Raw genomic sequence first — 22,425 nt, 5'->3', positions numbered from 1 at the left:
ATCACCGGCGGACATCCGGGACGCGGCGGTGACATGACAGCGGCGGTCCGGCGGGACCCCGGATTGGAACCCGGGGCCCGTCATCCGCGAGGATGGTGTCATGACCGCCCAGATTCTCGATGGCAAGGCCACCGCAGCCGCGATCAAGTCCGATCTGACCGCCCGCGTGGCGGCGCTGAAGGAGAAGGGCATCACGCCCGGCCTCGGCACGATCCTCGTCGGGGACGACCCCGGCAGCCAGAAGTACGTCGCCGGCAAGCACCGCGACTGCGCCCAGGTCGGCATCGCCTCCATCCAGCGCGAACTGCCCGCCACGGCGACCCAGGAGGAGATCGAGGCCGTCGTCCGCGAGCTGAACGAGGACCCGGCCTGCACCGGCTACATCGTCCAGCTCCCGCTGCCCAAGGGCATCGACGAGAACCGGATCCTGGAGCTGATGGACCCGGACAAGGACGCGGACGGCCTGCACCCGATGAACCTGGGCCGGCTCGTCCTCAACGAGCCCGCCCCGCTGCCCTGCACCCCCAACGGCATCCTCGCCCTGCTGCGCGCCTACGGCGTGGAGACCAAGGGGGCCGAGGTCGTGGTCGTCGGCCGCGGTGTGACCATCGGGCGCTCGATGCCGCTGCTGCTCACCCGGCGCAGCGAGAACGCCACCGTGACGCAGTGCCACACCGGCACCCGTGACCTGGCCTACCACCTGAAGAAGGCCGACATCATCATCGCGGCGGCCGGCTCCGCGCACCTGATCCGCGCCGAGGACATCAAGCCGGGCGCGGCCGTCCTGGACGTCGGTGTCTCCCGCAACGCCGAGGGCAAGATCGTCGGTGACGTCCACCCGGGCGTGACCGAGGTGGCCGGCTGGATCTCCCCGAACCCCGGCGGAGTGGGCCCGATGACGCGTGCCGAACTGCTGGTCAACGTGGTCGAGGCGGCGGAGCGCAGTGCCGGCTGAGGACACCCGCCACAGCGCGGGACCGGCCGCCTCCGGCACCTCCGGCACCACCGGGGGCGCACGGCGGCCCACCCGCCGCTTCCCGCTGCTCACCAAGGACACCGCGCGCCCCGAGGGCGGCGGCCGGGCCGCCCGCGGCGACGCCCCGGCGCCCGCCCGGCAGTGGCCCATGCTGGTCGTGCTGGCCACGGCCGGCCTCGGCCTGCTGCTGACCGCGTTCGACCTTTTCCGCGTCGGCACCATGCTGGTCGGCATCGCCCTGCTGGCCGCGGCGGTCATGCGCTGGATACTGCCCAGCGTCGGCATGCTCGCCGTCCGCTCGCGGTTCACGGACATCGTCACCTGCGGCATATTGGGCCTGGTGATTGTCCTGCTCGCGCTGATGGCCCAGCCCAAGCCGTGGCTGGTCATCCCGTTCCTCAAGGGCACCCTGCACGTCACCCTCACCACGAAGTAGCGGCGCGCATTCCCGTCGCCCCAGGTGGGCGGCGTCCCGCCCCCTCCCCCGAGCCGGGGCGGGCCGCCGGTGTTCACCCTTCCCTGCTGTGAAGTGCCTGTTCAATGCCTGTCCGCGCGCTGTGGCACGGAAGTGACCGTTCCGGCACGGTGTCCGTGCCCTGCCACAGACGTGCGCGCACTGTCGACGTCCGACAGTTCGGGGATTACCTTGCGAAGACACCGTAGAACCGGCCCAACGTGACGAAGGCCGCCCATTCCTGACGGTCCGGTGGATCCCGGGGCGAGGGGTGCGAGAGTTGCGGGCGGTGGGCGCGGTGGGGGCGGTGCGGGCGTGGTCGCGCGGTGTCGGGGGGCGAGGGGGAAGCGATGCCTCGGTGGAATGCGTTGCCGGACGAACTGGACCCACAGATCAAGGAGTTCACCGGCCTGCTGCGGCGGCTCGTGGACCGTGTCGGCCTGAACGCCGCGACGCTGGCCGCCCGCACCGGCTACAGCGAGAGCTCCTGGGAGCATTACCTGAACGGCCGGCTGCTCGCCCCCAAGGCCGCGGTCATCGCCCTCGCCGAGGTCACCGGCACATCTCCCGTCCACCTCACCACGCTGTGGGAACTGGCCGAACGCGCCTGGAACCGGGCGCAGGCGCAGGCGCAGACACAGACACATCCGCGGTCACAGGCCGCGGGCGGTGATTCCGGCAGCGGCGGATCCGGCAGGCGGCGGTTGACGATGGTTCTCGCGGGGCTTGGCGGAGTGCTCGTCATCGTTGCCGGAGTCTTCGTCTTCACCTATCACGGCGGCCGGGACGGGCGCGAGCGGGCAAAGCCGTCGCCCTCCGCGGCCGTGCGCACGCACGTGAAGTTGCCCGCCGGGGTCAGGTGCGCCGGCTCCGCCTGCACGGGCAAGGACGCGGAGGCCATGGGGTGCGGCGGTGATCTGGTGACCACCGCGAAGACCGCCACCGTCGGCACGGTCACCCTGGAGGTCCGTTACAGCAGGGTCTGCGGCGCGGCCTGGGGCCGGATCACCGGTGCCGCGTCGGGCGACCGGGTGGAGGTCACGGTCGGCACGGTCCGTCAGGCCGGTGACATCACCGCCGGCGGGGACACCGTCGCCTACACACCGATGGTCGCCGTCAAGGACGCCTCCGCGGCCAGGGCCTGCGCGATCCTGGCCTCCGGACGGACGGGATGCACGAACTAGAGTGCTGGAGAGCTGGAGAGCTGGAGAGCTAGAGCGCTGGAGAAGGAGAAAGGGATGTGCGAAGTAGGCAGATATGGCCCGGCAGGGTGTATCAGTTCGGGTGAAATTCCGGGGACACGGGCATGGGCCGCCGGATCCTGGGCACGCGAACGGTACCCCCACGGGAGTCCGGTCAGCCGGTACCCCACGGACGGCGGCCGTCCTCGTCTCTCCGTTTCCCGGACGGACAGGCGGCCGCCGTCTTCTCCGTCGAGGACCCGCCACAGGCCCGCCGAGGGCTCCCCGGACGCCCAGTGGGCGTCCGCCGCAAGATCCGGTCTGTGGGGTGAGCCACAGGACCCCCCGGACGTCTCGCATGCTGGTTGCGCGATAGCCTGACCGCTGGATTCTCTTGACGCCAAGAGATCGATCACCCGCCGGGGCAGTGACGCCCCACCGCCAGCTGTCATACGGAGAACGCCATGACCCGCACTCCCGTGAACGTCACCGTCACCGGCGCGGCCGGCCAGATCGGTTACGCCCTGCTCTTCCGCATCGCCTCCGGCCAGCTGCTCGGCGCGGACGTGCCGGTCAGGCTCCGCCTTCTGGAGATCACCCCGGCGCTGAAGGCCGCCGAGGGCACCGCCATGGAGCTGGACGACTGCGCGTTCCCGCTGCTCCAGGGCATCGACATCTCGGACGACCCGAACGTCGCCTTCGACGGCGCCAACGTGGCCCTCCTGGTCGGCGCCCGCCCCCGCACCAAGGGCATGGAGCGCGGTGACCTCCTGGAGGCCAACGGCGGCATCTTCAAGCCGCAGGGCAAGGCCATCAACGACCACGCCGCGGACGACATCAAGGTCCTCGTCGTCGGCAACCCGGCCAACACCAACGCCCTGATCGCCCAGGCCGCCGCCCCGGACGTCCCGGCCGAGCGCTTCACCGCGATGACCCGCCTGGACCACAACCGCGCGCTGACCCAGCTCGCGAAGAAGACGGGCTCGACGGTCGCCGACATCAAGCGTCTGACCATCTGGGGCAACCACTCCGCCACCCAGTACCCGGACATCTTCCACGCCACGGTCGCCGGCAAGAACGCCGCCGAGGTCGTGAACGACGAGAAGTGGCTGGCCGAGGACTTCATCCCGACCGTCGCCAAGCGCGGTGCCGCGATCATCGAGGCCCGTGGCGCGTCCTCCGCCGCGTCGGCCGCCAACGCCGCGATCGACCACGTCCACACCTGGGTCAACGGCACCGCCGAGGGCAACTGGACCTCCATGGGCATCCCGTCGGACGGCTCCTACGGCGTCCCGGAGGGCCTCATCTCCTCCTTCCCGGTCACCACGAAGGACGGCAAGTACGAGATCGTCCAGGGCCTGGACATCAACGAGTTCTCCCGCACCCGCATCGACGCGTCGGTGCAGGAGCTGGCGGAGGAGCGCGAGGCTGTTCGCGCGCTCGGCCTGATCTGAGAACGCGTGCGGCGGTGACGCCGTAGAGCATCGTGGGCCCCGCTCCGGTTTCCTCCGGAGCGGGGCCCACGGGCGTTTCGGCGGTCCTGACATGTGTGCCCTGAGGCGTACGTCCGTTTAATCGCCTTTCCTTCCGTTAATTCAGTGACCCGGCGCACTTTCGGCCGGCGAATGCGCATGCCCCTCCAAGGCCAGGGCAGGCGGTCACGGTCCCCGAGCGTGACCCGAAAGTGACGCAGGGGCACGGAACAGGAGCGGAAGGCAATACCGATCATGGCGGACAGAACGGAACGACAGGCCCAGGCGACCATCCACGCGGGAGGCGAGTGGCTGGAATCGATCTCCGGCGCGACGCGCGAGATCCTCGACCCCGCGGACGCCCGGCCGTTCGCCGTGGTGGCCGAGGGCGACGAGAAGGACGCCGAGCGCGCGGTGGGCGCCGCCCGGCAGGCGTTCGACCACGGCCCCTGGCCCGGCACCCCCGTCGCCGAGCGCGCCGCCCTGCTGCGCCGCGTCGCCGGCCTCCTCGTGCGCGACCGCGAAACCCTCGGCCGGCTGGAGGCCCAGGACGCGGGCAAGACCGTCGAGGAGGGCCGTATCGACATCGACTGTGTCGCCGACGCCTTCCGCTACTTCGCGGACCTGGTCGCCGCCGAGGCCCCCGGCCGGGTCGTCGACGCGGGCTCACCCGGCATCCACAGCGTCGTCGTGCACGAGCCGGTCGGCGTCTGCGCGCTGATCACCCCCTGGAACTACCCCCTCCTCCAGGCCAGCTGGAAGATCGCCCCGGCGCTCGCCGCCGGCAACACCTTCGTGATCAAGCCCAGCGAGATCACCCCGATGACCACCATCGCGCTGATCGGGCTGCTGGAGGAGGCCGGGCTGCCCGCCGGCGTCGCCAACGTCGTCACCGGCCCCGGCCACACCGTCGGCGCCCGGCTCGCCGGCCACCCCGACGTCGACCTGGTCTCCTTCACCGGCGGCCTGGCCAGCGGCGTCAAGGTCGCCCAGGCCGCCGCCCCGGGCGTCAAGAAGGTCGCCCTCGAACTCGGCGGCAAGAACCCCAACGTGGTCTTCGCCGACGCCTGCGCCACCGAGGAGGGCTTCGACACCGCCGTCGACCAGGCCCTCAACGCCGCGTTCATCCACAGCGGCCAGGTCTGCTCGGCCGGTGGCCGTCTGATCGTCGAGGAGTCGGTGCGCGAGCGCTTCGTCGCCGAACTCGCCCGCCGGGCCCGGAAGATCAGGCTCGGGCGCGGCACCGCCGACGGCGTCGAGTGCGGCCCGCTCGTCTCCGAACAGCAGCGCGCCAAGGTCGAGGCGTACGTCGCCTCCGCGCTCGCCGAGGGCGCGGTGCCGCGCAGCGGCGGCAAGCGGCCCGAACCGGCCGAGGACCGCCCGGAAACCGGCTACTTCTACGAGCCGACCGTCCTCGACGGATGCCACCGCGAGATGAAGGTCGTACGCGAGGAGGTCTTCGGACCGGTCCTCACCGTCGAGACCTTCCGCACCGAGGACGAGGCGGTGCGCCTCGCCAACGACACCGAGTACGGCCTCGCCGGCGCCGTCTGGACCGCCGACGCCGGCCGGGCCCGCCGTGTCGCCGCGCGCCTGCGCCACGGCACCGTCTGGATCAACGACTTCCACCCCTACCTGCCGCAGGCGGAGTGGGGCGGCTTCGGCAAGAGCGGCGTGGGCCGCGAGCAGGGGCCGACCGGGCTCGCCGAGTACCGCGAGACCAAGCACGTCTACCAGAACCTGGCGCCCAGGCCGGTGCGCTGGTTCACGGGCTGAGCCGCCCCCCTCGACCCCCACACGACGTCCCCCGCCTTTCTGCGACGTCCCACCCCCCTTTGGAGCACCACCCCATGGCCCCCACGCCCGAGACCACCCACACCTACGACTACGTCGTCATCGGCGGCGGCACGGCGGGCTCCGTCATCGCCGCCCGCCTCACCGAGGACCCCGACGTCACCGTCGCCGTCATCGAGGGCGGCCCCACCGACGTCGACCGCGACGACGTGCTGACCCTGCGCCGCTGGATGGGCCTGCTCGGCGGCGACCTCGACTACGACTACCCCACGGTCGAGCAGCCCCGCGGCAACTCCCACATCCGGCACAGCCGCGCCCGCGTCCTCGGCGGCTGCTCCTCGCACAACACCCTGATCTCGTTCAAGCCGCTGCCGTCCGACTGGGACGAGTGGGAGGAGGCCGGGGCCAAGGGCTGGGGCGCCGTCCCCATGGAGGCCTACTTCGCGCGCCTCCTCAACAACGTCGTCCCCGTGGACGAGAAGGACCGCAACGCCATCGCCCGGGACTTCGTGGACGCCGCGCAGTCCGCGCTCGGCGTGCCCCGCGTCGAGGGCTTCAACAAGAAGCCGTTCACCGAGGGCGTCGGCTTCTTCGACCTCGCCTACCACCCCGAGAACAACAAGCGCTCCTCCGCCTCCGTCGCCTACCTGCACCCGGTGATGGGCCGGCGCCCCAACCTCCACATCCTGCTGGAGACCTGGGCGTACAGGCTGGAGCTGGACGGCACCCGCGCCGAGGGCGTCCACGTGCGCACCAAGGACGGCGAGGAACTGCTGATCCGCGCCCGCGACGAGGTCGTCCTGTGCGCGGGCGCCGTCGACTCCCCGCGCCTGCTGATGCACTCGGGCATCGGACCCCGCGAGGACCTGGAGGCGCTCGGCATCCCCGTCGTGCACGACCTTCCGGGCGTCGGCGAGAACCTGCTCGACCACCCCGAGTCGGTCATCGTCTGGGAGACCGACGGGCCGATACCGGAGAACTCCGCGATGGACTCCGACGCGGGCCTGTTCGTGCGCCGCGACCCCGAACACGCGGGCCCGGACCTGATGTTCCACTTCTACCAGATCCCGTTCACGGACAACCCGGAGCGACTGGGCTACGAGCGGCCCGAGTTCGGCGTCTCGATGACCCCCAACATCCCCAAGCCGAAGAGCCGCGGCCGCCTCTACCTGACCAGCGCCGACCCGTCCGTGAAACCCGCCCTGGACTTCCGCTACTTCACCGACGAGGACGACTACGACGCGCAGACCCTCGTCGACGGCATCCGCATCGCCCGCGAGATCGCCAGGACCGAACCGCTCGCCGGCTGGCTCAGGCGCGAAGTGGCCCCCGGCCCCGAGATCGTGGGTGACGAGGAGCTGAGCGAGTACGCCCGCAAGGCCGCGCACACCGTCTACCACCCCGCCGGCACCTGTCGGACGCGGCCTCCGGCCCGGCCGTCCGCCCGGCGACCTCGGGGTGAGCGGGCACATCGGCTGGTTCGTCCCGACGTACCTGGCCAGGCAGCACCCGGACATCACCGACTGGCGGAACCTGAACAAGTACGCCTCGCTCTTCCGCACCCCGGAGAGCGGCGGCAAGGGCCAGCTGATGGACGGCTCCCCGTCCTACGTCACCAACGACAAGGCGCTGGTGGACAACCTGAAGCTGGACTACCAGGTCGTCTTCGCCGGTTCCGAGGCGGCGCAGATCACCCAGATGAAGCAGTTCGCCAAGGACAGGAAGCCCTTCCTCACCCACTGGTACTCGCCCCAGTGGCTGTTCAGGAAGGTCCCGATGACGGAGGTGAAGCTGCCGGCGTACAAGGACGGCTGCGACGTGGACGCGGCCAAGGTCGCCTGCGCCTACCCGCACACCCCGCTGCAGAAGTACCTCAACGCCGACTTCGCGCAGTCCGGCGGCAAGGCGGCGGCCTTCCTGAGGAAGTTCCGGTGGACGACGGACGACCAGAACGAGGTCTCCCTGATGATCGCCGACCAGAAACTCAGGCCGCAGGAGGCCGCGAAGAAGTGGGTGGACAGCCACCGGTCCACATGGAAGCAGTGGCTGTCCTGACCGGGTTCAGCCCCGCGGCCCGCCCCCGGTCTCCCGCAGCCCGTCCGTGGCCTCCCGCATCCCGTCCGTGGTCTCCCGCAGCCCGGCCGCGATCTCCCGCAGCGCGGCCGTGGCCGCCCGCTGGAGTCCCGGCCCGAACGTGACGCGGGTGGCCCCGAGTTCGCCGAGTTCGGCGGGCGAGGGGCCCTCGCCGTCCAGCCGGGCCGCCATGTTCACCGGGCCCTGGATGCCCGACCGCAGCAGCGGCAGGACGGCGGTCGGCGCCAGGATCGGGTAGACGCAGTCGGCGCCCGCCGCCACGTACAGCGCGGCCCGCTCGATCGCCCGCTCCGGATCGCCGTCGCCGTGCAGGAACGTGTCGATCCGGGCGTTGACGAAGAGCCGGCCGGCGGCGGCCGAGCGGACCTCGGCGAGGAACTCGGCCTGCTCACGCGGGTCCTTCAGGACACCCCCGGCGGAGTCCTCCAGGTTGCACCCCACGGCCCCCGCCTCCAGCAGCCGCTCCACCAGCTCCTTGGGCGCGAGCCCGTACCCGCCCTCGACGTCCGCCGACACGGGCACGTCCACCGCGCGCGTGATCCGGGCCACCGCCGCGAACATCTCGCCGGCCGGGGTCGCCCCGTCCTCGTAGCCGAGACAGGCGGCCACGCCCGCGCTCGGCGTGGCCAGCGCCGGGAACCCGGCCGCCACGAACACCCGGGCGCTCGCCGCGTCCCAGGGCCCCGGCAGGACGAGAGGATCCCCCTGGACGCGCCCTCGGTGCAGGGCGCGGAACAGGTCCGCCCCGGTCACCGATGCCGGCCCGGCTGGTAGTGGCCGGGGACCATACGGGTGCTCACGCCGAAGCGGTTCCAGGCGTTGATCACCGTGATCGCGGCGATCAGCCGGGACAGCTCGGCCTCGTCGAACTGCTCGGCCGCCCTCGCGTACACCTCGTCGGGCACGAAGCCGTCGGTCAGGACGGTGATCGCCTCGGTCAGCTCGATCGCCGCCAGCTCCTTGTCCGTGTAGAAGTGCCGCGACTCCTCCCACGCGCTCAGCTGCACGATCCGCTCCACGCTCTCGCCGGCCGCGAGGGCGTCCTTGGTGTGCATGTCGAGGCAGAACGCGCAGTGGTTGATCTGCGAGGCGCGGATCTTCACCAGCTCGTACAGCTTGGGGTCCAGGCCCTGCCGGGCGGCGCCGTCCAGGCGGACCATCGCCTTGTAGACCTCGGGCGCGTGCTCGGTCCAGGCCAGCCGGGGGGCGTGTTCGGGGGCGTACTCGACGGTTTCCTGTGCTGTGCTCATGCCTCGACCCTAGGCACGGGAAAGCCCAGGAGTATGGTCCATTTCCATGGCGAGACCATGGGCCGCTTTCGGGGTCGACCTCCACCTGGAACCCGCCGGGACCAGCGGGTTGCGGCGCGGTCTGACCGACGCGCTGCGCGACGCGGCCCGCACCGGCCGGCTCGCCCCCGGCACCCGGCTGCCCTCCTCCCGCTCCCTCGCCGCCGACCTCGGCATCGCCCGCAACACCGTCGCCGAGGCCTACGCCGACCTGGTCGCCGAGGGCTGGCTCACCGCCCGCCAGGGCTCCGGCACCCGGGTCGCCGACCGGGCCGTGCCCGCGCCGTCGGCTCCCGAACCGGCACCACGGCGCCGCGAACCGGGCGCCCCCGTCCACAGCCTCATCCCCGGCAGCCCCGACCTCGCCGCGTTCCCGCGCACCGAGTGGCTCAAGGCCGCCCGCCGCGCCCTGGCCACGGCCCCCTTCCAGGCCCTCGGCTACGGCGACCCGCGCGGCACCCGCGAACTGCGCACCGCCCTCGCCGGCTATCTCGCCCGCGCCCGGGGCGTCCGGGCCGACCCCGGGTCGATCGTGATCACCGCGGGTTTCTCGCACGCGCTGCGGATCCTCGGCACGATGCTGCGGGCGCGCGGCGTGCGGACGGTGGCGGTGGAGTCGTACGGGCTCGACGACCACCGGGCGCTGCTGCGCGCCGCCGGACTGACGACACCCGCGCTGCCGTACGACCGGCTCGGCACGGACACCGGCGCGCTGACCGGCCAGGGCGCGGTCCTCCTGACCCCCGCCCACCAGTTCCCGATGGGCGTGCCGCTGCACCCCGACCGGCGCACCGCCGTCGTGGACTGGGCGCGGCGGACCGGCGCACTGGTCCTGGAGGACGACTACGACGGCGAGTTCCGCTACGACCGCCAGCCCGTCGGCGCGCTCCAGGGCCTCGCCCCCGACCGGGTCGTCCACCTCGGCACCACCAGCAAGTCCCTCGCTCCCGGGCTGCGGCTCGGCTGGATGGTCGTGCCGTCGCCCCTGCTGGACGAGGCGGTCGCGGCCAAGGGCCGGATCGACACCTGCGGTGTGCTGGACCAGCTGACCCTGGCCGAGTTCATCACCTCCGGCGCCTACGACCGCCACGTCCGCTCCGCCCGCCTGCGCTACCGCCGGCGCCGCGACGCCCTGACCGCCGCCGTCGCCGACCGCGCCCCCGAGATCCGCGTCAGCGGCATCGCCGCCGGCCTCCACGTCCTCCTCGGCCTGCCCCCGGGCACCGAATCCTCCGTGATCCAGGCCGCCGCCTGGCAGGGCCTCGCCCTCCAGGGCCTCTCCGCCCACCGCCACGAACAGGCCGTCGCCGAACCGCTGGACGCCCTGGTCGTCGGCTACGGAACCCCACCGGACAGCGCCTGGGCGGCAACACTTGAGGCACTGTGCCGGGTACTGCCCTGACCCCCGAACGAAATCACCGCCGGCGTCAACGAGCCGAAAGCGGCGCGGAGAACCGCGCGCCCAGCCACCCACGCCCACCGCACCTCACCCGGCGCCCCGCAGGCGAAATCACCGCCGGCGTCAGCGAGCCCGAAGGGGCGCGGGGAACTGCGCGACCAGCCACCCACGCCCCGCACCCGCCCACCGCACCTCACCCCCGTGCCCCGTAGGCGAACACCCCGCGGACCTCAGCGCACCGCCTCGTCCGCCGCCCCCACCGGCGCCTCCCCGAACCGTGCCAGCGCCAGCGCTCCGGCCACCGCGACGGCGAAGCCGAGCGCGGCCAGCCAGGTGAGGCCATCCCTGGTCCGGTCGCCGAGCCAGACCACCCCGACCGCCGCCGGACCGATCGTCTCGCCGATCACCATGCCGGCCGTCGCCGTCGTCACCGAGCCGCGCTGCAGGGCGGAGGTCAGCAGCACGAAGGCGGCGGCGCCGCCGACGAGGAGGGCGTAGGACGCCGGGTTGGTGAGCAGGCCGGACGGGCGCAGCGAGTCGATCAGACGGACCGAGACCTCCACCACCCCGAACCCGAAACCGGCACCCAGACCCAGCAGCAGCGCCCGCAGCCGCCCGGACAGCCGCCCGCCCAGCAGCGCGAGCACCAGCATGCCGACCGCCGTGGCGAGCATCGCCCACTTCAGGGCCCCCGACCCCGCCACGTCCCCCTCCGGGCCCGACGCCAGCCCCAGCATCGCGAGCCCGGCGCAGACCACGCCCACCGCACCCCACTCGGTCCCGCTGAGCCGCACCCGCAGCAGTCGCGCCGCGACCACCGCCGTCACGGCCAGACTCGACGCCAGGGCCGCGCCGACCGCGTAGATCGGAAGCGAGCGCAGCGCCGCGATCTGGAACAGGAAGCCGAGACCGTCCAGCGCGAGCCCGGTCAGATACCGCCACTGCCGCACCGCCCGCAGCAGCAGCGCCGCCTCGCCGCCCCCGCCCGTACCCGCCGCCCGCGCGGCCATCGCCTGCAACACCGTCGCCGTACCGAAGCAGACCGCCGCCCCGAGCGCGCACACCATTCCAAACAGCACGAAGCGACTGTAGGGGAGCCGGAGAACGCGGGGTCCCCCGTACGGACAATCACACCGGTCTCTAGGCTGGCCGACGCACACCGCAGCACATCCGACGGGGGAGACACCGATGGCGCCCGCACACCCACAGATACGCAGGCAACTGCGTTCCACCACGGTCGTCCTCGGCGGCATGGGCCTGCTCGCCGCCGCCCTGACCGCCTGCTCGTCCGACCCGGACAAGCGCTGCGTCGACCGGGGCAGCTACAACCTCGCCAAGGGCTACAAGGTCGTCTCCGACAAGAACTGCAGGTCGGCGAAGGCATACGTGAACAGCGACTGGTACTACGGCGGAAAGAAGAAGGGCTCCTGGGTCGACGGCGGCTCCTTCGTCAAGCCCCGCTCCGGCTCGGGCAGTTCCTCCGGCAGCAGCCACCACGGCGTCCACCGCGGCGGCTTCGGCGGCGGCCACGGCAGCTCCGGCGGCTGACCGGGGACTGGGCACCGGGGACTGGGCACCGGGAACTGGGCACCGGGAACTGGGCACCGGGAACTGGGAACCGAGCGGACACGGACACCGTCGCATGGAACGCCGTATCACCACCCCCCGCCCCGGCTGGCAGCAGACCGTCGAGGAACAGGGGCTCATCTATCCCCTGACCCGCCACCCCGACGACTCCCTGCGCCCCTACTGGGACGAGAGCGCCTACTACGTCTTCTCCCTGGAGGAGATCGAGGCTCTGGAGGAGACCGTCGAGGAACTGCACCGCATGTGCCTCACGGCCGCCGGGCACATCGTCACCACCGGCCGCCTCGCCGACCTCGGCATCACCGACCCGCGCGTCGCCGAGGCCGTCGCCGAGGCCTGGCACCGGCGCGCCGAACTCCCCTCCGTCTACGGCCGTTTCGACCTCCGCTACGACGGCACCGGTCCGGCGAAACTGCTGGAGTACAACGCCGACACCCCCACCTCGCTCGTGGAGGCCGCCTCCCCGCAGTGGTTCTGGATGGAGGAGCGCTTCCCCGGCGCCGACCAGTGGAACTCCCTGCACGAACGCCTGGTCGACGCCTGGCGGAAGCAGGCCGCCCTGCTCCCGCCCGGCAGCCCCCTGCACTTCGCGCACTCCGCCGTCGACGAACTCGGCGAGGACCTGATGACGGTCGCCTATCTGAAGGAGACCGCCGAACAGGCGGGCCTTCAGACCGACTGGATCTCCATGGAGGAGATCGGCTGGGACACCCTCTCCGGCCGCTTCGTCGACAACCAGCTCCGGTTCATCCGCGCCGTCTTCAAGCTGTACCCCTGGGAGTGGCTCACCACGGACGCCTTCGCCGGGCACGTCCTGGACACGCTCGACAACGGCGGCGGCACCGGCTCCACGATGTGGATCGAGCCCGCCTGGAAGATGCTGCTCAGCAACAAGGCCCTGCTGGCGATCCTCTGGGAGCTGTACCCCGGCCACCCCAGCCTGCTGCCCGCCTACCTGGACGGCCCGCGCGAGCTGGCGGGGACGGCCGGATACGTCGCCAAGCCCCTGCTCGGCCGGGAGGGCGCGGGCGTCACCGTGCACGAGCCCGGCGCCCCGGCCGTCCTGCGGGACGAGCCCTGCTGCTACCAGCGACTCGCGCCGCTCCCGGCCTTCGACGGCAACCACGTCGTCCTCGGCGCCTGGGTCGTCCAGGACGAGTCGGCGGGCCTCGGCATCCGCGAGTCCTCGGGCCTGATCACCGACGAGTACGCCCGCTTCCTGCCACACGGGATCCTCTGAACCCCCTCTTCAACTCTCCGGGCCCTTCGAAGCGACTCTCCGGGCCCTCTGAGCCCCCTCCGAGCCTTCTCAACCCTCTGACCGGCCGGTTTTCGCCCGCATGGTGGACGTCCGGCCGAGTCCGCCCGGCGTGGCCGGTAGGCTGGCCGCGGGCCGTGACTGGCGCGCTGGGATGGGACGGACCATCGGGGAGCGGCCCGGTGGGAATCAGTGCCGTGCGCCTGGGCCGAACGTGAACGCTGTACGCACACCGTCCGGAGGTCCCCATGCCAGAGCAGCAGCCTCTCTCCAGCGAGTCCACCGCCTTCCGCGCCGCCCTCGACGTCATCCGCGCCGTCGAACCGCGGGTCGCCGACGCCATCGGCCAGGAGGTGCACGACCAGCGCGAGATGCTCAAGCTGATCGCCTCCGAGAACTACGCCTCCCCGGCCACGCTGCTCGCGATGGGCAACTGGTTCAGCGACAAGTACGCCGAGGGCACAGTCGGCCGCCGCTTCTACGCCGGCTGCCGCAACGTCGACACCGTCGAGTCCCTCGCCGCCGAGCACGCCAAGGCCCTCTTCGGTGCCCAGCACGCCTACGTCCAGCCGCACTCCGGCATCGACGCCAACCTCGTCGCCTTCTGGGCCGTCCTCGCCCAGCGCGTGGAGGCCCCCGCGCTGGAGAAGGCCGGCGTCCGCCAGGTCAACGAGCTGACCGAGGCCGACTGGGCCGAGCTGCGCCAGGCCTTCGGCAACCAGCGCATGCTCGGCATGTCCCTGGACGCCGGCGGCCACCTCACCCACGGCTTCCGCCCGAACATCTCCGGCAAGATGTTCGACCAGCGCTCCTACGGCACCGACCCGGTCACCGGCCTGATCGACTACGAGGCGCTGCGCGACCAGGCCCGTGACTTCAAGCCCCTGATCATCGTCGCGGGCTACTCGGCGTACCCCCGGCTGGTGAACTTCCGGATCATGCGCGAGATCGCCGACGAGGTCGGCGCGACCCTCATGGTCGACATGGCCCACTTCGCGGGCCTGGTCGCGGGCAAGGTCCTGACCGGCGACTTCGACCCGGTCCCGCACGCCCAGATCGTCACCACGACGACCCACAAGTCGCTGCGCGGCCCGCGCGGCGGCATGGTCCTGTGCGACGACTCCCTCAAGGACCAGGTCGACCGCGGCTGCCCGATGGTCCTCGGCGGCCCGCTCCCGCACGTCATGGCCGCGAAGGCCGTCGCCCTCGCCGAGGCCCGGCAGCCCTCCTTCCAGGACTACGCCCAGCGCATCGTCGACAACTCCCGCGCCCTCGCCGAGGGCCTCATGCGGCGCGGTGCCACCCTGGTCACCGGCGGCACGGACAACCACCTCAACCTGATCGACGTGGCCGGCTCCTACGGTCTCACCGGCCGCCAGGCCGAGGCGGCGCTGCTCGACTCCGGCATCGTCACCAACCGCAACGCCATCCCGGCCGACCCGAACGGCGCCTGGTACACCTCCGGCATCCGCATCGGCACCCCGGCGCTGACCACGCGGGGTCTCGGCACCGCGGAGATGGACGAGGTCGCCGGTCTCATCGACCGCGTCCTCACCACCACCGAGCCGGGCACCACCAAGTCGGGCGCCCCGTCCAAGGCGTCGCACGTCCTGGACGAGAAGGTCGCCGAGGAGATCGCCCAGCGGGCGACCGACCTCGTGGCGGGCTTCCCGCTCTACCCGGAGGTCGACCTGGGCTGAGCGCCCACACCTTCCAGGCGGCGATCAGAGGTCGATCAGCTGCTGACGCGGTCCCTCCCGCGGCGGGCCGGCACCGTGCCGGCCCGCCGCGCGGCGTATCAGGAACCCCGCGGCGACCCCGACCAGCAGGCCGGGCACCGCCCACCGGACACCGTCCGGCACCCGCCCCCGGTCCTTCGCCGCCGGCCGCGCGCCGGAACCCAGCAGACCCGCACGGTCCAGTCGCCGGAACACCTCCTGCGGGGCCCGATGCCAGCGGATGTCGTCGTCCACCACGTCCGGCGAGGGGTCCGAACGCACCCAGGCGGTACCGTCGGCCGCGACGAACAGCTGGTCCTGCCGTTCCATGGCGACGTCCCCGCCCGGCGCCCGCCGCGTCTGCGGCCAGCCCCCGACGCCCGTCAGACCCCACAGGACCGTGACGCGCACCGCCGGATACCGCCCGTCGGTCCAGGCCCGCGGCACCGGCTCCGTGCCCACGGAGGCCGGCTGCAGCAACTGCCGGAAGCGGGCGAAGTCCGGCTCACCGGAGCGCAGCGTCCGTGTCCGCCCGGTGTCGCCCGAGACGACCAGCGCCAGATCGGGCCCGTCACCGGCGGCCCGGGGCGCGGCGGACGCCGGCGGAGCGACGACCAGCGCCACGGACGCCACCAGCGCCGACCACGCCACCAGCCCTGGCCACGCCACCAGTGACGGCCGCCACGGCACGAGCCGGGCGAGCCACGCCACCACGCGTCCGCCACCCCGCCCACTCGGCCCACCCCGCCCACTCGGCCCACCCCGCCCACTCGGCCCACCGCGCGACCCCATGATTCCCCCTCCGCGTTCTCATCCTCGGCACACCGCACCCCTTGGTACACCGCCCGTGCCCCATCGGTACCCATCACGTCGCGGCCAGTTCCGGATCGGGTCCGGACACCTGAGAGAATGGTGAGCATGGCCTCTGATCGACCCCGCGTGCTCTCCGGCATCCAGCCCACCGCCGGCTCGTTCCACCTCGGCAACTACCTCGGCGCCGTCCGCCAGTGGGTGGCCCTGCAGGAGTCCCACGACGCCTTCTACATGGTCGTCGACCTGCACGCCATCACGGTTCCGCAGGACCCGGCCGAGCTGCGCGCCAACACCCGGCTGGCAGCGGCCCAGTTGCTGGCCGCCGGCCTGGACCCGGACCGCTGCACCCTCTTCGTGCAGAGCCATGTCCCCGAGCACGCCCAGCTCGCCTGGATCATGAACTGCCTCACCGGCTTCGGCGAGGCCAGCCGCATGACCCAGTTCAAGGACAAGTCCGCCAAGCAGGGCGCCGACCGGGCGAGCGTCGGCCTGTTCACGTACCCGGTCCTCCAGGTCGCGGACATCCTGCTGTACCAGGCGAACGAGGTGCCGGTCGGCGAGGACCAGCGCCAGCACATCGAGCTGACCCGTGACCTGGCCGAGCGCTTCAACGGCCGGTTCGGGCAGACCTTCGTGGTCCCGTCGCCGTACATCCTCAAGGAGACGGCGAAGATCTACGACCTCCAGGACCCGTCGATCAAGATGAGCAAGTCGGCGTCCACGCCGAAGGGCCTGATCAACCTGCTCGACGAGCCGAAGACGACGGCCAAGAAGGTCAAGAGCGCCGTCACCGACACCGACACCGTGATCCGCTACGACGCGGAGAACAAGCCGGGCGTGTCGAACCTGCTCACCATCTACTCCACCCTCACCGGCACGTCGATCGCCGAGCTGGAGCGGGAGTACGAGGGCAAGATGTACGGCGCGCTCAAGACGGACCTCGCCGAGGTCATGGTCGAGTTCGTGACGCCGTTCCGGGAGCGCACCCAGCAGTACCTGGACGACCCCGAGACGCTGGACTCGGTCCTGGCCAAGGGCGCCGAGAAGGCCCGTGCCGTCGCCGCGGAGACCCTTGCCCAGGCGTACGACAGGGTGGGTTTCCTGCCGGCGAAGCACTGACCGGCGCCCCCGGAGCACACCGGGGCGCGAGGGCGTACGGCCGGACATCCGTCCGGGCGGGCAGAGCGCTGCACATCACTTCCGTTGTGCCTGCCCACAGGACCGCTGTGGCCGTACAGTCGATAGGCGATGGCCGAGACGGAACGCCGGCCGAGCGGACGTCACACGACGACAGCGGACGTCACACGACGACAGCAGACATCACACGACGACAGCAGACATCACACGACGACGGGAGACGACGTGGGGACCGTAACGATCGGCGTGTCGATCGCGGTCCCGGAGCCCCACGGCAGCCTGCTCCAGGAGCTGCGCGCGGGCTTCGGCGACGCCGCGGCTCACGGCATCCCCACGCATGTCACCCTGCTGCCGCCGACCGAGGTCGAGGAGACGGCGCTGCCGGCCGTCGAGGCGTACCTCACCGAGGTCGCGGCGACCGGCCGGCCGTTCCCGATGCGGCTGTCCGGGACGGGCACCTTCCGTCCCCTGTCGCCGGTCGTCTACGTGCGTGTCGTGCAGGGCGGCGAGGACTGCGCCCTGCTCCAGCAGCGGGTGCGCGACACCTCCGGTCCTGTGGCGCGCGAGCTGCAGTTCCCGTACCACCCGCACGTCACCGTGGCCCACGGCATCGAGGAGGCGGCGATGGACCGCGCCTTCGAGGAGCTGGCCGGATTCGAGGCCGCGTGGCCGTGCACCGGGTTCGCGCTGTACGAGCAGGGCCCGGACGGGGTGTGGCGCAAGCTGCGGGAGTACACCTTCGGCGGCTCCGTCGTACCCCCGCAGGCGGGCCCCGTCGAGCAGGACAGCGTCGCCAGCCTGTAGCCCGACCCCCCGGCGCCGGGCCGGCACCCTCCTCGGCCCGGCCGGGACCGGCCGCCTCGGCCCGGCCGTGTCAGACCGGCCGTGTCAGACCGGCAGTCTCCGGAAAAGCGCGCGCGGCGCGTGCCGCAGCACGGACATCACCACGCGCAGCGACCCCGGCACCCACACCGTCTCCGAGCGGCGCCGCAGGCCCAGCTCGACGGCGGCGGCGACCGCGTCCGGGGTGGTGGCGAGCGGGGCCGGGGGCAGGTCGGCCGTCATCCTCGTACGGACGAATCCGGGGCGTACGACCATGACGTGCACGCCCGTGCCGTACAGGGCGTCCCCGAGGCCCTGCGCGAAGGCGTCCAGGCCGGCCTTGCTGGAGCCGTAGATGAAGTCGGCGCGGCGCACCCGCTCGCCGGCGGCGGAGGAGAGCACCACGAGGGAGCCGTGGCCCTGGTTCTGCAGGGCGCGGGCGCTGAACAGGCCGGCCGATACCGCCCCGGTGTAGTTCGTCTGGGCGACCTGGACCGCGCGCAGCGGCTCGCGCTCGTCGTGCGCCTGGTCGCCGAGGATGCCGAAGGCCAGCAGCACCATGTCGATGTCGCCCTCGGCGAAGACCTTCCCGAGGACCGTCTCGTGGGACGCGGGGTCGAGGGCGTCGAAGACGACGGTCCGGACGTTCGCGCCGAGGCCGCGCAGGCTCTCGGCGGCCTGTTCCAGGGCGGGCGTGGGGCGGCCCGCGAGCCAGACGGTGCGGGTGCGGCGGGCGATCAGCCGGCGGGCGGTGGCCAGCGCGATCTCGGACGTGCCGCCGAGGACGAGCAGGGACTGGGGAGGACCGAAGGCACCAGACATGCCGGTGACCGTATCGCCCACATATGGGCGATACGACATAAGGCGGCGGGAAGCGGCGCCGCGCTCCCCGCAATGGGTGATTAATTAGGGGCATGGACTGGCTGAAGAAGCTGCCCGGGATAGGGCCGATCGTCACCTGGCTGACGGGCACGCACGCCTGGAAGGCGTACGAACGGCTGGACCGGGTGAAGTGGACGCGGCTCGCTGCCGCCATGACGTTCGTCAGCTTCATCGCGCTGTTCCCGCTGCTCACCCTGGCCGCCGCGATCACCGCGGCCACGCTCAGCCCGTCCCGGCAGAAGTCCGTCGAGAACCGGATCGCCGATCAGTTCCCGGGCCTGGGCGAGCAGTTGAACGTCGGCTCCCTGGTGCACAACGCCGGCACGGTCGGCGGCATCGCGGGTGCCGTGCTGCTGCTCACCGGTATCGGCTGGGTCGGCCAGGTGCGCGACTGTCTGCGGGTGGTGTGGCAGCTGCCCGACCGCGAGCAGAACCCGATCGTCGCCAAGGTCAAGGACGCCGTGGTGCTGATCGGACTCGGCGGCGCCCTGCTGGTGACGCTGGCCGCCTCCACGTTCGCCTCGGGCGCCGTCGGCGTGCTCTCACGGCACCTCGGCCTGGCCGAGCACGGCTGGGGAACCCTGCTGCTGCGGCTCGTCGCGTTCGCCGTCGCCGTGTTCGCCGACTTCCTGGTGCTGCTCTACGTGCTGACCCTGCTGCCCGGGGTCGAGCCGCCGCGCCGCCGCCTGGTGGTGGCCGCGCTCATCGGCGCGGTCGGCTTCGAACTGCTCAAGCTGCTGCTGAGCGGCTACATCCAGGGCATCGCCGCGAAGAGCATGTACGGCGCGTTCGGCGTGCCCGTGGCGTTGCTGCTGTGGATCAACTTCACCTCGAAACTCGTCCTGTACTGCGCCGCCTGGACGGCGACGCAGAGCGAGGACGACGATGTGGCCGAGGCGGCTGCGGAAGCGGAGTCGGGCCCGGCGGGCGGGGCGGCGGGGGTCAGGGGCGCGTCCGACGGCGCATCAGGTCCGGCAGCGGCCAACGGCGGTTGACCAGGTAGGCCCCGCCGCCGAGCAGCACCAGCAGCCCGGCGATGATGCTCAGGGCGATCCCGACGCCGCTGGCGCCGCCCGCCGTGGTCGAGGACGCCACCGGCTTCGTGCCGCCGGTGCTGTGGGCCGCCGTCCCGGCGGAGGCGGACGGGGAGGCGCTGGTCCCGCCGGAGGGCTGCGCGCTCTTCGGCGGGACCAGTTCGCCGACCGGCGTGACCTTCCCGGCCGCCTGGAAGCCCCAGTCGAGGAGCTTCGAGGTCTCCTTGTAGACCTCGTTGTGCTCGTGCTTCTCCGGGTTCATCACCGTGACCAGCAGCACCTTGCCGTTGCGTTCGGCGACGCCGGTGAAGGTGGCGCCCGCGTTGGTGGTGTTGCCGTTCTTCACGCCCGCGATGCCCTGGTAGACGGGCACGTCCACGTCGCCGCTCAGCATCCGGTTGGTGTTCTGGATCTCGAAGGTCTCGCGGACCGGCTTGCCCTTGCCGTTCTTCGCCATGTCGCCGGGGAACTTGGCCCGGACCGTGGAGCAGTACTCCCGGAAGTCCTTCTTCTGCAGCCCGGAACGGGCGAACAGGGTCAGGTCGTAGGCGGAGGACAGCTGGCCCTTGGCGTCGTAGCCGTCGGGCGAGACCACATGCGTGTCGAGGGCCTGGAGTTCGGTGGCGTGCGCCTGCATGTCGCCGACGGTCTTCCTGACGCCGTCGTTCATCGCGGACAGCACGTGCACGGCGTCGTTGCCGGAACGCAGGAAGACGCCGAGCCACAGGTCGTGGACCGTGTAGGTCTGGTTCTCCTTTATCCCGACCAGGCTGGAACCCGACCCCATGCCGGCCAGGTCGCCGGGCGCGACCCGGTGCTCCATCGTCTTCGGGAACCTGGGCAGCAGGGTGTCCGCGAACAGCATCTTCAGCGTGCTCGCGGGGGGCAGCCGCCAGTGCGCGTTGTGGCTCGCGAGCACCTCCCCGGACTCCGCGTCGGAGACGATCCAGGAGCGGGCGGTGAGGTCCTTGGGGAGGACGGGGACGCCGGGAGCCAGGTCCACCTGCGTACCGGGCTGCCCGAGCCGGGCGCCGCCCACCTGCGACATGAGCGCCGGGGGAGTGGCCGTCGGGCTCGCCGAGGGGGCACTCGGAGCCGCGAGGGCGGCCGGCGCGGCGCCAACGGCAGTGACAGAAAGGGACAACAGGGTGGCCGAGGTGATCAACAGGGATCGCCTGACGGTCTTCTTCGGTACGGACACGACCGAGAACGTACCCGCCACGCGCCCCGAAGTCCCACGCACCTCCCCACCCCGGACACGGATCCCCTCCGGGTGCAGCTGGTTCATCCGGATCACCTTTCACAAGCAACTGACCGTCACGACAGCGGAACCAGGAGAAAGATCAGGTCACACACATGACACCGTTGGTCGTCCTCCCCTCTGTAGAGCACGTGGACACGGTCAGGGTTGCCCTCCGCGCGGGTGCGTTTCCCGTTGAGCGAGCGGCGGGGTGGCGGTCACGCGACGACGAAGTCCGGCTGGGAGCGGGCGATGTACTGCCGTTCGTGTTCGAGTCGACCGTGGAATTCCCCGTAGGCGTCGAAGTCGCCGTTGCGAGGTCATGGCGATCGGCAGGTCGATGGCCTGGCAGAGGTCGCGGGCGCGCATCGGCCGGCCCTCGTCGGCCAGGGCGTTGAGGATCTGCCGGTAGGCGGGGTGGTCCGGGATGTCGGGGCGGTCCGGCCCGGCGGCGGGTGAGGGCAGCGGTAGAGCGAGGAGGGTCTTACGGGTGATGTGCAGGTTCTCGTTCTCCGCATCGATCTCGCCGAGCTGCCGGGTGAGCCCTTCGATACTGGCCCTCAACTGCTCAGCCTGATCAACCAGTTCGCGCTCGCGGGTTTCGATGTGTTCCAGGATGGCTTTGACCTGTGGGTTCTCACTCATGCGGTCCTCCAGGAGGCGAGGGTGGCTCCGGTGAGACGGCGACTCATGACGGAGGTCATCGCCCACAGGACGCGGGAGCGGGAGGAGGCGGGACGGTGTTCGTAGTCGCGTACGAGACGGCGATAGAACATCAGGATCCCGTTCGTCTGCTCCACGATCCACCGCTTGGCCTGCACGACGAAGCCTTTGTCGGCCGGGTTGCGCTCGACGATCTCGACGTCGATGCCCACGTTCTTGCCGTGCTCGACGACCTTCTTCTTGAAGCCCTGGCCGGCCAGAGCCTTGGTCACCGTGTCGCAGGGGGCATGGCTGGCGGCCGTGCAAAGCGGACTTGTGCGCGCTGCCGGTGAGGAGTGGTTCGGGTGGGTGCTCGGCTTCCGTGGCCGGGTTGGTGGTGGGGCGAGGGCGGCCGTCATGGCGGGGATGTCAGGCCGGAGGTCTGCCCTGGAGGGCAGGGGTTGCTGTGGGGGCCGGGTTTGGGTGGGGGTGGCGTCTAGCGTGGGTGGGTGTGTCTGGTGTTCCCGGGCTCATTTCGCTGGTGTGGGGAGGGTGTTGGGTGGTGGGGCTGCTCGGTGGTCTTCCCGGCTGGTGTGCCGGTGCCGGTGTGGGTCTGCTAATGAGAGGCGGGAC

Annotated in this window: 20 protein-coding genes, 2 pseudogenes and 1 riboswitch; of the genes and pseudogenes, 14 read left to right on the top strand and 8 right to left on the bottom strand. The window is 71.8% G+C overall.

Annotation, left to right across the window (positions count from 1 at the left end):
- Positions 1-100 precede the first annotated feature (100 nt).
- The 7 genes and pseudogenes from ACGFYV_RS29250 to ACGFYV_RS29220 all read left to right on the top strand — a co-directional run.
- Entirely contained in the window at positions 101-955 is an 855-nt protein-coding gene (locus ACGFYV_RS29250) for a bifunctional methylenetetrahydrofolate dehydrogenase/methenyltetrahydrofolate cyclohydrolase (protein ID WP_393881499.1), read from the top strand.
- On the top strand, positions 945-1,412 hold the full coding sequence (locus tag ACGFYV_RS29245) for a DUF3017 domain-containing protein (protein WP_393881498.1): 468 nt from the start codon (positions 945-947) through the stop codon (positions 1,410-1,412). Before ACGFYV_RS29250 ends, ACGFYV_RS29245 begins: the two co-directional genes overlap by 11 nt.
- A 368-nt stretch (positions 1,413-1,780) precedes the next feature.
- Positions 1,781-2,614 (top strand): XRE family transcriptional regulator, encoded by an 834-nt coding sequence (locus ACGFYV_RS29240; RefSeq protein ID WP_393881497.1) that lies wholly within the window; start codon positions 1,781-1,783, stop codon positions 2,612-2,614.
- 461 nt (positions 2,615-3,075) lie between these two features.
- Positions 3,076-4,065 carry a malate dehydrogenase gene (locus ACGFYV_RS29235; RefSeq protein ID WP_393881496.1) on the top strand — a complete coding sequence of 330 codons (990 nt, stop codon included), beginning with the start codon at positions 3,076-3,078 and terminating at the stop codon, positions 4,063-4,065.
- Between the two features lie 273 nt (positions 4,066-4,338).
- A complete protein-coding gene (locus tag ACGFYV_RS29230) occupies positions 4,339-5,859 on the top strand; it encodes an aldehyde dehydrogenase family protein (RefSeq protein WP_393881495.1) in 1,521 nt (506 codons plus the stop codon).
- A gap of 74 nt (positions 5,860-5,933) precedes the next feature.
- A pseudogene (locus ACGFYV_RS29225) lies at positions 5,934-7,295 on the top strand (GMC family oxidoreductase); the annotation flags it as partial.
- Positions 7,296-7,323: 28 nt separating this feature from the next.
- Positions 7,324-7,932, top strand: a pseudogene (locus tag ACGFYV_RS29220) (glycine betaine ABC transporter substrate-binding protein); the annotation flags it as partial.
- Between the two features lie 6 nt (positions 7,933-7,938).
- Here ACGFYV_RS29220 and ACGFYV_RS29215 read toward each other — a convergent pair.
- Both ACGFYV_RS29215 and ACGFYV_RS29210 read right to left on the bottom strand, forming a co-directional pair.
- On the bottom strand, positions 7,939-8,724 hold the full coding sequence (locus ACGFYV_RS29215) for an isocitrate lyase/phosphoenolpyruvate mutase family protein (protein WP_393881494.1): 786 nt from the start codon (positions 8,722-8,724) through the stop codon (positions 7,939-7,941).
- Positions 8,721-9,221, bottom strand: a complete 501-nt coding sequence (locus ACGFYV_RS29210; protein ID WP_393881493.1) for a carboxymuconolactone decarboxylase family protein — start codon at positions 9,219-9,221, stop codon at positions 8,721-8,723. Before ACGFYV_RS29210 ends, ACGFYV_RS29215 begins: the two co-directional genes overlap by 4 nt.
- A 46-nt stretch (positions 9,222-9,267) precedes the next feature.
- On the opposite strand from ACGFYV_RS29210, the gene ACGFYV_RS29205 reads away from it, so the two are divergent.
- Positions 9,268-10,662, top strand: coding sequence for a PLP-dependent aminotransferase family protein (locus ACGFYV_RS29205; protein ID WP_393881492.1), 1,395 nt, complete (start codon positions 9,268-9,270; stop codon positions 10,660-10,662).
- Positions 10,663-10,889: 227 nt separating this feature from the next.
- On the opposite strand, the gene ACGFYV_RS29200 is transcribed toward ACGFYV_RS29205, so the two are convergent.
- Positions 10,890-11,726 (bottom strand): DMT family transporter, encoded by an 837-nt coding sequence (locus tag ACGFYV_RS29200; RefSeq protein WP_393881533.1) that lies wholly within the window; start codon positions 11,724-11,726, stop codon positions 10,890-10,892.
- Between the two features lie 121 nt (positions 11,727-11,847).
- On the opposite strand from ACGFYV_RS29200, the gene ACGFYV_RS29195 reads away from it, so the two are divergent.
- From ACGFYV_RS29195 to ACGFYV_RS29185, 3 genes are all read left to right on the top strand, one after another.
- The gene (locus ACGFYV_RS29195; protein WP_393881491.1) at positions 11,848-12,207 is read left to right on the top strand and encodes a hypothetical protein; all 360 of its coding nucleotides are present in this window, start codon (positions 11,848-11,850) and stop codon (positions 12,205-12,207) included.
- Positions 12,208-12,301: 94 nt separating this feature from the next.
- Positions 12,302-13,486, top strand: a complete 1,185-nt coding sequence (locus tag ACGFYV_RS29190; protein ID WP_393881490.1) for a glutathionylspermidine synthase family protein — start codon at positions 12,302-12,304, stop codon at positions 13,484-13,486.
- Positions 13,487-13,631: 145 nt separating this feature from the next.
- Positions 13,632-13,720: riboswitch (ZMP/ZTP riboswitch) on the top strand.
- A gap of 32 nt (positions 13,721-13,752) precedes the next feature.
- A complete protein-coding gene (locus ACGFYV_RS29185; RefSeq protein WP_393881489.1) occupies positions 13,753-15,204 on the top strand; it encodes a glycine hydroxymethyltransferase in 1,452 nt (483 codons plus the stop codon).
- A gap of 24 nt (positions 15,205-15,228) precedes the next feature.
- Here the strand turns inward: ACGFYV_RS29185 and ACGFYV_RS29180 are convergent, their stop codons facing one another.
- Positions 15,229-15,840 (bottom strand): hypothetical protein, encoded by a 612-nt coding sequence (locus ACGFYV_RS29180; RefSeq protein WP_393881532.1) that lies wholly within the window; start codon positions 15,838-15,840, stop codon positions 15,229-15,231.
- Positions 15,841-16,140: 300 nt separating this feature from the next.
- Between ACGFYV_RS29180 and trpS the strand changes: the two genes are divergently transcribed.
- Positions 16,141-17,154, top strand: a complete 1,014-nt coding sequence (gene trpS, locus ACGFYV_RS29175; protein WP_393881488.1) for a tryptophan--tRNA ligase — start codon at positions 16,141-16,143, stop codon at positions 17,152-17,154.
- A gap of 243 nt (positions 17,155-17,397) precedes the next feature.
- A complete protein-coding gene (locus tag ACGFYV_RS29170) occupies positions 17,398-17,976 on the top strand; it encodes a 2'-5' RNA ligase family protein (RefSeq protein WP_393881487.1) in 579 nt (192 codons plus the stop codon).
- Between the two features lie 84 nt (positions 17,977-18,060).
- On the opposite strand, the gene ACGFYV_RS29165 is transcribed toward ACGFYV_RS29170, so the two are convergent.
- The gene (locus tag ACGFYV_RS29165) at positions 18,061-18,816 is read right to left on the bottom strand and encodes a decaprenylphospho-beta-D-erythro-pentofuranosid-2-ulose 2-reductase (protein ID WP_393881486.1); all 756 of its coding nucleotides are present in this window, start codon (positions 18,814-18,816) and stop codon (positions 18,061-18,063) included.
- Positions 18,817-18,908: 92 nt separating this feature from the next.
- Between ACGFYV_RS29165 and ACGFYV_RS29160 the strand changes: the two genes are divergently transcribed.
- On the top strand, positions 18,909-19,871 hold the full coding sequence (locus tag ACGFYV_RS29160) for a YihY/virulence factor BrkB family protein (protein WP_393881485.1): 963 nt from the start codon (positions 18,909-18,911) through the stop codon (positions 19,869-19,871).
- On the opposite strand, the gene ACGFYV_RS29155 is transcribed toward ACGFYV_RS29160, so the two are convergent.
- From ACGFYV_RS29155 to ACGFYV_RS29145, 3 genes are all read right to left on the bottom strand, one after another.
- Entirely contained in the window at positions 19,819-21,111 is a 1,293-nt protein-coding gene (locus ACGFYV_RS29155; protein WP_393881484.1) for a D-alanyl-D-alanine carboxypeptidase family protein, read from the bottom strand. The genes ACGFYV_RS29160 and ACGFYV_RS29155 overlap by 53 nt on opposite strands.
- Before the next feature lie 201 nt (positions 21,112-21,312).
- The gene (locus ACGFYV_RS29150) at positions 21,313-21,795 is read right to left on the bottom strand and encodes a hypothetical protein (RefSeq protein ID WP_393881483.1); all 483 of its coding nucleotides are present in this window, start codon (positions 21,793-21,795) and stop codon (positions 21,313-21,315) included.
- Entirely contained in the window at positions 21,792-22,085 is a 294-nt protein-coding gene (locus ACGFYV_RS29145; protein ID WP_393881482.1) for a restriction endonuclease, read from the bottom strand. The genes ACGFYV_RS29150 and ACGFYV_RS29145 overlap by 4 nt, the downstream gene beginning before the upstream one ends.
- Positions 22,086-22,425: the final 340 nt, after the last annotated feature.

Origin of the sequence: Streptomyces sp. NPDC048297 (genome assembly GCF_043201585.1) — a bacterium.
GTDB lineage: Bacteria > Actinomycetota > Actinomycetes > Streptomycetales > Streptomycetaceae > Streptomyces.
Note: the sequence above shows the minus strand (reverse complement) of the source record. Positions and strands in the feature narration are given on the sequence as shown.

Bases quoted from the DNA above. Each gene is read 5' to 3' on its own strand.
- ACGFYV_RS29160 (WP_393881485.1), top strand. From the start codon at position 18,909: ATGGACTGGCTGAAGAAGCTGCCCGGGATAGGGCCGATCGTCACCTGG.
- ACGFYV_RS29205 (WP_393881492.1), top strand. From the start codon at position 9,268: ATGGCGAGACCATGGGCCGCTTTCGGGGTCGACCTCCACCTGGAACCC.
- ACGFYV_RS29190 (WP_393881490.1), top strand. From the start codon at position 12,302: ATGGAACGCCGTATCACCACCCCCCGCCCCGGCTGGCAGCAGACCGTC.
- ACGFYV_RS29165 (WP_393881486.1), bottom strand. From the start codon at position 18,816: ATGTCTGGTGCCTTCGGTCCTCCCCAGTCCCTGCTCGTCCTCGGCGGC.
- trpS (WP_393881488.1), top strand. From the start codon at position 16,141: ATGGCCTCTGATCGACCCCGCGTGCTCTCCGGCATCCAGCCCACCGCC.
- ACGFYV_RS29240 (WP_393881497.1), top strand. From the start codon at position 1,781: ATGCCTCGGTGGAATGCGTTGCCGGACGAACTGGACCCACAGATCAAG.
- ACGFYV_RS29235 (WP_393881496.1), top strand. From the start codon at position 3,076: ATGACCCGCACTCCCGTGAACGTCACCGTCACCGGCGCGGCCGGCCAG.
- ACGFYV_RS29250 (WP_393881499.1), top strand. From the start codon at position 101: ATGACCGCCCAGATTCTCGATGGCAAGGCCACCGCAGCCGCGATCAAG.
- ACGFYV_RS29185 (WP_393881489.1), top strand. From the start codon at position 13,753: ATGCCAGAGCAGCAGCCTCTCTCCAGCGAGTCCACCGCCTTCCGCGCC.
- ACGFYV_RS29210 (WP_393881493.1), bottom strand. From the start codon at position 9,221: ATGAGCACAGCACAGGAAACCGTCGAGTACGCCCCCGAACACGCCCCC.
- ACGFYV_RS29195 (WP_393881491.1), top strand. From the start codon at position 11,848: ATGGCGCCCGCACACCCACAGATACGCAGGCAACTGCGTTCCACCACG.
- ACGFYV_RS29200 (WP_393881533.1), bottom strand. From the start codon at position 11,726: ATGGTGTGCGCGCTCGGGGCGGCGGTCTGCTTCGGTACGGCGACGGTG.
- ACGFYV_RS29230 (WP_393881495.1), top strand. From the start codon at position 4,339: ATGGCGGACAGAACGGAACGACAGGCCCAGGCGACCATCCACGCGGGA.
- ACGFYV_RS29150 (WP_393881483.1), bottom strand. From the start codon at position 21,795: ATGAGTGAGAACCCACAGGTCAAAGCCATCCTGGAACACATCGAAACC.